This is a genomic window from Avrilella dinanensis, from assembly GCF_002807015.1.
Lineage (GTDB): Bacteria > Bacteroidota > Bacteroidia > Flavobacteriales > Flavobacteriaceae > Flavobacterium > Flavobacterium dinanensis.
In genome coordinates this window covers 1,456,973-1,468,501 of sequence record NZ_NIPO01000001.1, presented here as the reverse complement: position 1 = coordinate 1,468,501, position 11,529 = coordinate 1,456,973, and the positions used below count along the sequence as shown (strand labels likewise).

Genomic DNA, 11,529 nt, shown 5'->3' with positions numbered 1-11,529 from the left:
CGTTTATTTTTTTGTTTTAAGCGACAACTATAAATTCTTCAATGCCTTAACGGCTATATCTTCGTCTTCTGTTTTTTCATCTTCCTGTTGAGCCAGTAATTCTCTGAAAGCTTCTTGTTTTTTTTCACTTTCTTTCAGTTGTTGTTTGACTTGTTCTTCTTTTCTGGATACACTCAGAATAATCCCGATGGATACGCAGGTCATCCAGATAGAGGTTCCTCCGCTACTGATTAATGGTAACGGCTGCCCTGTGGTCGGAAATATTTCTACGGCGACACCCATATTAATCAGTGCCTGAAAAATAATGGAAAAACCTAATCCAAACACCAGATATTTCCCAAACGAATTGGGAGCTTTCATCGAGACGACCAGAAACCGGAACAGCAACAACACATAAAAAAATAATACGGTCAGTCCGCCAATCAACCCGAATTCTTCGACAATAATTGCATAAATAAAATCTGATGATGATTGTGGCAAAAAGTTTTTCTGTACGCTTTTTCCTGGACCTACGCCAAATATTTCGCCTTTGGCAATAGCTATTTTGGCGTTATCAATCTGGTATCTGTCCACATCTTTATCATCAGAGCCAAAACGTTCGATACGGGCAGTCCATGTGCTGAATCTTGACGGCATCGTGTCCGGAAAAGCCTTTGCGGCAAAGAAAAACAATGTTCCTAACAAGGCACAGATTGCCAGTACTTTTCCCAGATATTTTAGCGGATATTTACCCACAAACAATAGCATGCAACAAGAGGTAAATATCAGTGCTGCCGTGGATAAATTGGACGGAGCAATAGGAACGACAATAGCAAAAACAGGTACCCAAACGTAGAGCAACGATTTTTTGAAACTGTAATATTCGTCTTCAAACCGCCACAAAAACCACGACAAATAAGCAATAATGGCTATCCACCCTATCGACGAAGGCTGAAAACTAAGATTAATCAGCGGTACTTTTATCCATCGGCTGGCATTGGCTCCGGCAATCGTGACACCTTGCATCGCTGTAATAATCAGCAATATACTAGCGATAATCCACAGCAACGGTGCAACGTATTTGAAGCGTTCAAACGGTATGCGATGAATGATGTAAATAATCAAAATTCCGATAAAAATATGAAAAAAGTGTTTGACCAAAATACCCACGATAGTTCCTGTTCCGACTACGTGAACCAAATTGGTACTGGCACTGAACACAGGCATAAAAGAGATGATGGCGAGTAAAATTACAAACGCCCAAATTGCTTTATCTCCCTGAAATCCTGATAAAATCTTTTTCATATTCTTTGTTTATTTGCTGATCGCCTATTCGCGAATTTGCAGATTTGCCTATCCGCCTATTTGTTATTTACAAATTACTAACAGCCCGCTTAAACTGATTTCCTCTGTCCTGATAATTTTCAAACAAATCAAAGCTCGCACATGCCGGCGACAACAATACTTGGTCGCCTTCTTCGGCAATTTTACTTGCTATTTTTACCGCTTCGTCCATTGAAGTGGTTTCGAGTATCACATCAACAATTCTACCGAAAGTATTTTTGAGCTTTTCATTGTCGATTCCGAGGCAAATGATGGCTTTAACCTTTTCGTTTACAAACGGCAGCAGCTCATCGTAATCATTTCCTTTGTCCACGCCTCCGGCAATCCAGATAACCGGTGCATTCACACTTTCCAACGCAAAATAGGTAGCGTTCACATTGGTCGCTTTTGAATCGTTGATATATTGTACTTTCCTGATACGAGCTACTTTTTCCAGACGATGCGGTGCTCCGCTGAAATTCGATAAACTTTCGCGAATGGTTTTGTTTCTCACACGCATCAGCTGTGCCGCCAAGCTGGCCGCCATAGCATTTTTCTGGTTGTGTTTTCCTCCGACAGCTATTTCGTCTGTGGCGATAATCGTTTGCTCCTGGTTATTAATCATAGTTGTGATTGTATTATCTTTAATATATGCTCCTTTAGTTAATATTTTTTTTGTTGAAAAAGGCAGTAAATTCGCCTTGGTTTGATGCTTATTCAGCCAGTCTGTAATCACTGAATCGTCGGCATCGTATATCAAATAATCCTTATCGGACTGATTTTTTGTAATATTGAATTTTGCATTTACATAATTCTCAAACTGATGATTGTATCTGTCTAAATGGTCGGGCGTGATGTTGGTAATCACTGCAATATGCGGGGCATAATCCCTGATATCGTCCAGTTGAAAACTACTCAGCTCCAACACATACAACTTATCCGGAGTTTTTGCCACTTGTCCGGCATAACTGTCGCCGATGTTTCCGGCTGCCGCAGCATTTAATCCCCCGTTTTTCAAAATATGTTCAATCCACATGGTCGTGGTGGTTTTCCCGTTACTTCCGGTAATGCCTATTGTTGGCTGAGTGTTGTATCGAAAGGCAAATTCTATTTCGGAAACAATGTCGATTCCCTGCTCTCTGATTTTCTTTACAACATTGACTTCATTAGGGATTCCCGGCGATTTTACCACCAAATCGGCTTGTAATATCTTAGCTAACGTATGTTGTTTTTCTTCCCATTCGATATGGTTTTGTGTCAATAATCGCTGATAGTCTTCTCCAATTGATCCGTAATCGGAAACAAACACATCGAAACCTTGCTGAGCTGCCAAAATAGCTGTTCCCACACCGCTTTCTCCTCCGCCAAGAATAACCAACTTTTTCATCTATCTCAATTTTAATGATATGACACAAAATACTGCCAAAAATATAGCAACAATCCAAAACCGGGTTACAATCTTACTTTCGTGATAGCCTCCTTTCTGAAAATGATGATGTAAGGGCGACATCAGAAAAATCCGTCTGCCTTCGCCATATTTCCGCTTGGTATATTTGAAATAACTTACCTGCATGACCACCGATAAATTTTCTATCAGGAAAACGCCACACAAAACCGGTAACAACAATTCTTTTCGCACAGAAATCGCCAATACCGCAATGATTCCGCCAATGGTTAAACTACCCGTATCGCCCATAAAAACCTGAGCCGGATAGGCATTATACCAAAGAAATCCGACCAATGCCCCAGCGAAAGCCGCAATGAAAATCGTCATTTCTCCGGAATAGGGTATATACATAATATTCAGGTAATTAGAAAAAATAATATTCCCCGACACAAATGCGAACACACCCAACACCACCACATTTATGGCAGATGTACCCGCTGCCAAACCATCAATTCCGTCTGTAAGATTGGCTCCGTTGGAAATCGCTGTGATGATGAAAATAACCACCGGAATGAATATCAGCCAGACATAGTCCTGATAACCGTCGCCCATCCATGAGATAAGCTGACCATAATCAAACTCGTTGTTTTTGAAAAATGGTATTGTTGTCGCGGTGGATTTCACATCAAATTGTGCCGCCATTTCGGTGTCCATCATATTGCTTGGTGCTTCACGGACGGTCACATCGGGGTGGAAATACAGAATACTACCAACAATGATTCCCAGTCCTATCTGTCCAAACACTTTAAATTTTCCTTTGAGACCTTCCTTGTCTTTTTTGAATACTTTGATATAATCGTCAAGAAAACCAATTGTTCCCATCCATATCGTTGTGAGAATAAGCAGCCAGATATACACATTGTCGATTCTTGCAAATAGCAAAACCGGAATGAGTGTTGCCAGAATAATGATAATTCCACCCATTGTTGGTGTACCTGCTTTTTGATTTTGCCCTTCGAGTCCGAGTTCTCTAACGGTTTCGCCAATTTGCTTTCTGCGGATATAGCTGATAATCCGTTTACCGAATATCGTCGATATCAGCAATGATAATATCAATGCGATTCCCGAACGAAACGTGATATATTGATATAATCCCGTTCCCGGCAAATCGAAGGTTTTATCTAAATATTCTAAAAAGTAATATATCATATTTTTTTGTTTAAAGTTCGGGAGGTTCCTCTTTCATCGGAATGACAACCGTTAAGCAATTATTTCCTCAACAACTCTATTATTTCTTTTGCAATTTGCATATCATCAAAATCGTGTTTTACACCATTTATGTCCTGATAGGTTTCGTGTCCTTTTCCTGCGATGAGAATAATATCATTCCGGTTTGCCATTTTGATAGCGGCTTTAATCGCCTGCCGACGGTCTTCGATGGTAATCGTTTTTCTCGTATGCTGGGCTTCCACACCGGCTTCAATATCATTCAAAATCTGATGAGGGTCTTCAAACCTCGGATTATCTGAAGTGAAAACTACCTGGTCGCTCATTTCTGCGGCGATTTTTCCCATCAACGGACGTTTGGTTTTGTCTCTGTCTCCGCCACAGCCGACCACGGTGATAACTTGTTCGTTTCTGGTTCGGATATCTTCAATGGTTTTCAGTACATTTTCCAATGCATCGGGTGTGTGAGCATAATCGACAATAACCGTTAGCTCATTCGGAGAAACTATATACTCGAATCTTCCGGATACACTTTCTAAAGTGCTCAATTGCAATAAAACTTCGGTTTCGTCCATGCCCAGTTCGATAGCCGTTGCATATATCGCCAGAATATTCGAGGCATTAAATGTACCTATCAGCTTTACCCAAATTTCTTTCTGATTAATAGTCAGCAACATACCGCCTAACTGTCTTTCCAGAATTTTAACCTGATAATCGGCAATATTACTCAACGCATACGTTTTTTTTCTAGCTGGTGTATTCTGCAACATGAACATACCATTTTTGTCATCAGCATTGGTCAGGGCAAAAGCATTTTTGGGCAACTGGTCAAAGAATTTCTTTTTAACGTCGCGATATGCGGCAAATGTTTTGTGATAATCCAAATGGTCGTGTGACAAGTTGGTAAAAATTCCACCGCTGAATGTCAGCCCTTCTGTCCGTTTTTGCTCAATACCGTGTGAACTCACTTCCATGAAACAAAATTCGCAGCCTTCTTCTACCATTTGATGCAGATAACGGTTGATGGTTATCGCGTCGGGCGTGGTGTGTGTAGCAGTAAATTCTTTTTTTCCTATCAATATTTTTACAGTAGAAATCAGCCCCACGTTGTAACCCAGCTGCGTAAACAACTGATGTGATAAAGTAGCTGTGGTGGTTTTGCCGTTTGTTCCGGTTACACCAATCAGCTTAAGCTTTTCAGACGGGTGGTCGTAAAAATTATCAGCCATCAAAGCCAGTGCTTTGTGTGAATCGTTTACTTCAATGTAAGTCACTCCTTCGGTAATTTCTTCTGGTAATTTTTCACAAATTACAACCAAAACTCCTTTCTCGACGGCTTTGTCAATATATTGATGCCCATCAACCTGCGCGCCTTTTAATGCCACGAAAAGACTACCCGATTTTGCGTTTCGGGAATCCAGTATTAAATCGGCAACCTCAACATAAGTTGAGCCTTTGACTGCCTCAATGGATACTTTGTATAATATGTCTTTTAACTGTTTCAACCTAATTCTAATATAATGAGCTGATTCTTTTTAATTTGCTCTCCTGCCTGAACAGACTGACGCTTAACTTTGCCCAATCCGTTGATGTGAACTTTTAATCCGAGGTTTTCCAGAATAGGAACAGCGTCCATTGCAGGTAATCCTCGTACGTCTGGCATCTGGGTTGCATTGTGCTGGACTTTTGTATAATAAGATTCATAATCCCGGTTTACTTTTTCAAGCGGTTGATTTACATCTTCGACCTGATTCAATGACGGATTGTCGGTGTAAATTTTCTGTGCCAGACGCTTGAATACCGGTCCGGCAACATCTGCTCCGTAATAACTTCCTTTTGTGGGTTTATGAACTACCACAATACAAGAATATTTCGGATTATCGGCAGGGAAATATCCGGCAAATGATGAGGCATAATACATTCCGCCCTCTCTGCCGCCATAATTCATCTGAGCCGTTCCTGTTTTTCCGGCTATCGGAAAATCGGGCGAATATAATTTTTTACCTGTACCTCTTTTCACTACGTTTTTGAGAATATCCTGCATCTGCCGGATTACTTCCGGACGGGCAATTTGTGGATTAATTACTTCGGTTTCATACATTTTAATTGAATGGTCAACATCTCTCACTTCTTTCACAAATTGTGGTTTGACCATTACTCCGTCATTCGCCACCGCATTATATAATGTAAGCATTTGCAATGGAGACACCAGTATTCCATAACCATACGCCATCCACGGCAAAGCAATTTTACTCCAGTTTCGGTCGCCCGGACTCGGAATATATGATTTGGGTTCGCCTCTGAGCTGAATCCCTAAAGTATCATTGAACCCAAACGATTCCAGTTTATTAATGAACTGCTCCGGGTTGTTTTTATAAGCCTCATTTACAGCTTGTGTAACCACTGTATTGGACGAAACTTCAAACCCTCGGGCGAGTGATATTTTTCCATATCCCCGGCGATTGGAATCTGTTACCCGGCGATTAGAAAAAGTGACCACCCCATTTTTTGTATCAATAATAGTAGCCGTGTCGCATTTTTTATCATCCAGCAAAGCCAGATAGGATGCTAACTTGAAAGTTGATCCAGGGTCGTGGCGTTCTAATATGGCGTAATTAATCGTTTCGATATAATCTCCGGACAATGTTCTGCCCAGATTGGAAATTGCTTTAATATGCCCGGTTTGGGTTTCCATAACAATTACTGTTCCATGGTCGGCTTCATATTGCTGTAAAACGTCCAGCAAAGCATGATGAGCAATGTCCTGAATGAAAACATCTATGGTTGTGATAACATCATATCCGTCCACAGGATCCACATCATTTTCATCACTGATTGGTTTCCACAATCCTTTCGACATTTTTTGTACTGTCCTTGCCCCTTCTTTTCCGGTCAAATATTTGGTAAATGCCGCTTCGATTCCTTTTCTTGTAATGGTTCCGTCTTCATTTTCCCGTTCATAACCAATAGTTCGGTTGGCAATCATTCCAATCGGATATTCTCTCACATATTGTTGTTCTACAATTAATCCGCCTTTGTTTTTGCCGAGATTAAACAGCGGAAATTGTTTCAGTTTCATATATTCGATATAGCTGAGCTTATTGGCTATCGGCAGATATCTTTTTTTGCTGGCTCTGGATTTCCGGAAATAGGATTCCCACTGCCCTACACTTCTTTTTCCTACAAACCGGCTCAATGAATCAGACAAAGCGTGAATATTTTGCTCGAAATCTTCTGCTTTGGCAGCATAAGGGTCAAAGAAAATGGTATATTTCGGAATAGATGTTGCCAACAAACTACCGTCTGAGGAATAAATATTCCCTCTGTTTGCCGGGATTTTTTCCATTCTCACAGTCAAGCTATCTGCTTTGGCACGCCAGGTTTCCCCTTCCTTAAACTGAATGTAGCTGAGCTTTGCCAAAATCAATACGGCAACCAACATCATACCTCCGTAGATGAGCAATATTCTTGTGCTGTTATCTCCTCTTTTTATTGCCATAGTTTCTTATACCACGGTTTTGTTTCTTCTTTTTTCACTTTAATTTTCACAGGCGGTGCATCGGGAATAAAAATTCCTTCCGGCTCCATTTTTTTTTCTATACTCGATTCGAGTTTCATCAACATCAGTTCCGAACGTCGTTCTACATATTCAGTCCGGTATTCTTTGACCTCTTCTGTCAGGTTTTTGAGGTTAATGATTTTTTGTTCAAACACATGGTTATTGGCAATGAGCATCAGCACCCAAAATACCACGTAAATGATAAAAAACCAGTTTCTTGATGACTGTTCATCAACTAGATATTTTGCTTTTATGACATCGTAAAAACTCATCTTACTTTTTTTCAGCTATTCTCAACTTGGCACTTCTTGCTCTGTTATTTGTCGCTATTTCTTCGGAAGTCGGTTCAATATGTTTGCCTATTTTCTTGAATGGCACTTCAAACCTGCCGAACATATCTCTTTCGGGTTCGCCTTCAAACATTCCGTTTCGCATAAAGCGTTTGACCAGCCTGTCTTCCAGCGAATGATAGGAAATCACACTCAATCGTCCGGACAGTTTCAGCACTTCCGGAGTTTGGGACAGAAATTCTTTTAAGGCTTCTATTTCCTGATTAACTTCAATGCGGATTGCCTGATAAATCTGTGCCAGAATTTTATGGTTTTTGTGAGCCGGCAAAAACTTATCCAATGCTTCTTTGAGCTGTGAGCTGTCGGTTATCGGCGATTGTGTCCGATAGTTTACAATGGCACTCGCCATGCCCTTTGCCTGATGAAGCTCGCCATACATTTTGAACAACCGGGCTAAATCCTGTTCGGCATAATCATTAATAACATTTCGTGCCGACAATCCTGCACTTTGGTTCATTCGCATATCCAGTTCGGCATCAAAACGGGTGGAAAAACCACGCTCAGGCACATCAAATTGGTGAGATGAGACGCCCAAATCCGCCAGAATGCCGTCAACTTGTTTCACGCCATAAAACCGCAGGTATCTTTTAAGGTATCTGAAATTCTGGTCAATTAACGTAAATCGTTTATCATCAATCACATTTTGCTTGGCATCTTCGTCCTGGTCAAAAGCAAAGAGTTTTCCTTTTTCGTTTAACCGGCTTAATATTTCTCTCGAATGACCGCCACCGCCAAAGGTTACGTCCACATAAATGCCGTCGGGACGGATATTCATTCCATCTACGGATTCTTTGAGCAATACCGGTTGGTGGTAATTAGTTGTTGTCATCAGCTGTATCTTTTCCCATTACTTCCTGAGCCAAATCGGCAAAATCAATATCTTCGTCAGACAATAAGTTTTCATACAACTCTTTATCCCAAATCTCGATGATATTTATCTTGGAAGACAAAACAATTTCTTTTTGTATGCCGGCAAAAGCCATCAAATCTTTAGCAACCAGTAAACGCCCGTTGTCGTCAATATCGACCAACTTCACGCCTGCCATAAATTTACGCACGAACAAATCGTTCTTTTTGTTGAACCGGTTGAGCTGATTGATTTTTCCCATCATAATCTGCCATTCTGCCATCGGCCAAAGTTCCAAGCATTTTTCAAACACAGAACGTTTGAGCACAAAGCCATCTTCCGCAGCCGGAAGTTGTTTCTTCATTCCGGACGGAATCATCAGACGCCCTTTAGCATCTACTTTACATTCATATGTTCCTACAATGGCTTTCATTTTCTACTCTTGCTCAGTACATGAACAAAATTAAAAAATAATTACCACTTTTTACCACATCTTACCACTTTGTTGATAAATTTTGAGTTATCAACAATTCGGAAATTTGTTTAGATAAAGAATCGGAAATAAAACCGCTGTTTATAGAGTATTGATATTTGTTTGTGCAAATGAACACAAATTATTTCTTGTTGATAAGCCTGTTGATAATTGTCAATCCGATTTCAACAAACCAGAAAATCAATAGAGAAAAGAGAGTTTTTTGTTTGGTTTTATATCAAATTCAACAATTTTGGCAAATCGGTTATGCTTTGTAAAGTGTAAAAATTGGTGTGTTTGATTTCGTAGTTAATCCGTTCGTGTGCCCAGGTAGTATGGTAAGGAATATGCACTGCCGAGCCGCCCAGCTCGATAACCGGTAACACATCTGATTTCAATGAGTTACCTACCATCAGGAAATCAGAAAAATCAATTTCGAGCCTTTTCAGCATCTTTTGGTAATCGAGCTGATTTTTGTCAATCATTACCTCAATATGATGAAAAAGTTGTCCGATACCAGAATCGTGTAGCTTGCGGTGCTGGTCTTTCAAATCGCCTTTGGTTGCAACAATAACCGGAAAGTATTTTGCTACCACCAATAAGGTTTCTTCCACACCGTCCAGCAAATGTACCGGCTGGTTGAGCATATCTTTGCCTATCAACAAAATACTGTCATACAATTCGTTAGACAAATATCCGTTAGCGATTTCATTCGCAGATTCTATCATCGACAACACATATCCTTTGATGCCATATCCGTATAAAGGTAAATTCTTAATCTGAGTGTCATACAGCTTTTGGGAAATACTTTGTTTGGACAAAAAATCGCCCATTAAAGTAATGAATCGCTGCTCGGCTTCTTCAAAATAAGGTTCGTTGTCCCAAAGTGTATCATCTGCATCAAAGGCAATAATTTTTGGTATAAGTGAGCGGTTGGCGGTCATATTTTTCAATTTGTATGCATAAATACGAAAAAAACTTGAGTTTTACTCAATTTGTGGATAACTTACACATTATCGAAATCACACAAAAGGGTCATTTATACTAAAACTTCCCCAAACAGCCATTCTTATTGTTAATATATTGTAAAATAATAGCAATCGGATTGATTTTTGAATTACATCTTACAAATCAATAAATTTATATCAATATGAAAAATGTATTAAAATTTTTAGGTACTGGTGTTTTGTTATTATTTGTAGTAACTGCATGTAGCAAAGATGACGACCCGGCAGATAATGATTTGTTTGTAGGAACATATAACGGATCGATTTCTTATACGTCAGACTCAGAAAATAAATCTTCTGATGATGGGAAAGTGACTGTTGTTAAAGTGGGAGACAAATATAATTTTGCCTTTTCTGACGGAATTCCAAACATTAACGGAATTGAATTTGAAGAAGAAGATGATAATTACTACATCAATATTGGCGGAAGCGAGTTGAGTTATATTCGCATCAACGAAAGCGATTTAAAAATATTATATGTCGTAGATGGCGAAACGTGGACGGCTGATTGTAGCAGATAAACTACCTGAAAAAAGAAGAAGAAAGAGGCGGGAAACCCGCCTCTTTTATTATGCTTAAAACCGAATTTCTTTAGCATTTTTGGGTATTTCGTAAACGAAATTCAGGTCGATGTTTTTGCTGATTTTGGAATAATTCAGTTTGAGATCTACCGTCTGTTTTGCGTTAGTGGCAAAAATATGAATTTGCTGAGGCAAAACAACTCCCTCCGATTGTTTGTGGTTTTTATAATTGATTTCCAACTCATTAGATGAATTATCCAGCGATAATTTTTCTTTGTGCAGATTCCAGCTACCATCTACCCAGTATTGTAATTCCACCAAATCATTTTGTGTAACTAACTGCGTTAAAACACGATATAGATTTTCTTCAATATCTTTGCTGGTGATTTCTTGTCGTTGATCATATAAGGCTTTACCCAATAAAAGATTTTCAACTTTTTCATAATCCAACTCAACGCCGAGCAAATTGCTTATTAAAGTAAAATCGCCGTCGTAATAAGTGGTAGTCATGCTTTCGTAATAGGAAACTCGCTCTGGCGTGATGTAAACTTTAGCCCATGTAAATCCTAATTTTTTGATGATAATAAGAATTTGCTCACCCCGCTCAATGCGAATATCGGTTTGCACGCCCATTGAGAAACCACTGTACGCTGCATCGCCTATAATATGTAAGGTCTCAAAATCAGACTCAACCGATAGGTGATTGTCCAGAATGTCTGCCGCATTCAGTCTTTTGTTCAAACGAGTGTCGGTAACTTTAGTTGAATCATCTGCATCTTTGGTCGTTTTCAATTGTCCCGATTTGCAGGAAACCAACAAAAGTAACAACAGCAATATTCCTATTAATGCTCTCATAT

General features: G+C 39.6%; 11 protein-coding genes. 1 reads left to right on the top strand and 10 read right to left on the bottom strand.

Features of this window, described 5'->3' with window-relative positions; genetic code table 11:
• Positions 1–27 precede the first annotated feature (27 nt).
• The 9 genes from CDL10_RS06955 to CDL10_RS06915 all read right to left on the bottom strand — a co-directional run bounded on the left by CDL10_RS06955 (position 28) and on the right by CDL10_RS06915 (position 10,088).
• Positions 28–1,284, bottom strand: a complete 1,257-nt coding sequence (locus tag CDL10_RS06955) for an FtsW/RodA/SpoVE family cell cycle protein (RefSeq protein WP_100677860.1) — start codon at positions 1,282–1,284, stop codon at positions 28–30.
• Positions 1,285–1,351: 67 nt separating this feature from the next.
• Positions 1,352–2,689, bottom strand: a complete 1,338-nt coding sequence (gene murD, locus CDL10_RS06950) for a UDP-N-acetylmuramoyl-L-alanine--D-glutamate ligase (protein ID WP_100677859.1) — start codon at positions 2,687–2,689, stop codon at positions 1,352–1,354.
• Positions 2,690–3,898: a phospho-N-acetylmuramoyl-pentapeptide-transferase gene (gene mraY / locus CDL10_RS06945; RefSeq protein WP_100677858.1), complete on the bottom strand. Its 1,209-nt coding sequence runs from the start codon at positions 3,896–3,898 to the stop codon at positions 2,690–2,692. It abuts the gene before it with no gap.
• Between the two features lie 59 nt (positions 3,899–3,957).
• On the bottom strand, positions 3,958–5,421 hold the full coding sequence (locus tag CDL10_RS06940; protein ID WP_100677857.1) for a UDP-N-acetylmuramoyl-L-alanyl-D-glutamate--2,6-diaminopimelate ligase: 1,464 nt from the start codon (positions 5,419–5,421) through the stop codon (positions 3,958–3,960).
• Entirely contained in the window at positions 5,418–7,415 is a 1,998-nt protein-coding gene (locus tag CDL10_RS06935) for a penicillin-binding protein (protein WP_100677856.1), read from the bottom strand. The genes CDL10_RS06940 and CDL10_RS06935 overlap by 4 nt, the downstream gene beginning before the upstream one ends.
• Positions 7,406–7,747, bottom strand: coding sequence for an FtsL-like putative cell division protein (locus CDL10_RS06930; protein WP_243389305.1), 342 nt, complete (start codon positions 7,745–7,747; stop codon positions 7,406–7,408). The genes CDL10_RS06935 and CDL10_RS06930 overlap by 10 nt, the downstream gene beginning before the upstream one ends.
• A gap of 1 nt (position 7,748) precedes the next feature.
• Positions 7,749–8,654, bottom strand: a complete 906-nt coding sequence (gene rsmH, locus CDL10_RS06925) for a 16S rRNA (cytosine(1402)-N(4))-methyltransferase RsmH (RefSeq protein ID WP_100677854.1) — start codon at positions 8,652–8,654, stop codon at positions 7,749–7,751.
• Positions 8,641–9,105, bottom strand: a complete 465-nt coding sequence (gene mraZ / locus CDL10_RS06920; RefSeq protein ID WP_100677853.1) for a division/cell wall cluster transcriptional repressor MraZ — start codon at positions 9,103–9,105, stop codon at positions 8,641–8,643. Before mraZ ends, rsmH begins: the two co-directional genes overlap by 14 nt.
• A gap of 272 nt (positions 9,106–9,377) precedes the next feature.
• Entirely contained in the window at positions 9,378–10,088 is a 711-nt protein-coding gene (locus tag CDL10_RS06915; RefSeq protein WP_100677852.1) for an HAD family hydrolase, read from the bottom strand.
• Positions 10,089–10,294: 206 nt separating this feature from the next.
• Between CDL10_RS06915 and CDL10_RS06910 the strand changes: the two genes are divergently transcribed.
• A complete protein-coding gene (locus tag CDL10_RS06910) occupies positions 10,295–10,672 on the top strand; it encodes a hypothetical protein (RefSeq protein ID WP_100677851.1) in 378 nt (125 codons plus the stop codon).
• A gap of 54 nt (positions 10,673–10,726) precedes the next feature.
• Here CDL10_RS06910 and CDL10_RS06905 read toward each other — a convergent pair whose 3' ends face one another.
• The gene (locus CDL10_RS06905) at positions 10,727–11,527 is read right to left on the bottom strand and encodes a DUF4292 domain-containing protein (protein WP_100677850.1); all 801 of its coding nucleotides are present in this window, start codon (positions 11,525–11,527) and stop codon (positions 10,727–10,729) included.
• Positions 11,528–11,529 lie beyond the last annotated feature (2 nt).

Coding starts and splice junctions, on each gene's coding strand:
- CDL10_RS06915 (WP_100677852.1), bottom strand. CDS start 10,088: ATGACCGCCAACCGCTCACTTATACCAAAAATTATTGCCTTTGATGCA.
- CDL10_RS06910 (WP_100677851.1), top strand. CDS start 10,295: ATGAAAAATGTATTAAAATTTTTAGGTACTGGTGTTTTGTTATTATTT.
- CDL10_RS06930 (WP_243389305.1), bottom strand. CDS start 7,747: ATGAGTTTTTACGATGTCATAAAAGCAAAATATCTAGTTGATGAACAG.
- mraY (WP_100677858.1), bottom strand. CDS start 3,898: ATGATATATTACTTTTTAGAATATTTAGATAAAACCTTCGATTTGCCG.
- CDL10_RS06905 (WP_100677850.1), bottom strand. CDS start 11,527: ATGAGAGCATTAATAGGAATATTGCTGTTGTTACTTTTGTTGGTTTCC.
- CDL10_RS06935 (WP_100677856.1), bottom strand. CDS start 7,415: ATGGCAATAAAAAGAGGAGATAACAGCACAAGAATATTGCTCATCTAC.
- rsmH (WP_100677854.1), bottom strand. CDS start 8,654: ATGACAACAACTAATTACCACCAACCGGTATTGCTCAAAGAATCCGTA.
- murD (WP_100677859.1), bottom strand. CDS start 2,689: ATGAAAAAGTTGGTTATTCTTGGCGGAGGAGAAAGCGGTGTGGGAACA.
- CDL10_RS06955 (WP_100677860.1), bottom strand. CDS start 1,284: ATGAAAAAGATTTTATCAGGATTTCAGGGAGATAAAGCAATTTGGGCG.
- mraZ (WP_100677853.1), bottom strand. CDS start 9,105: ATGAAAGCCATTGTAGGAACATATGAATGTAAAGTAGATGCTAAAGGG.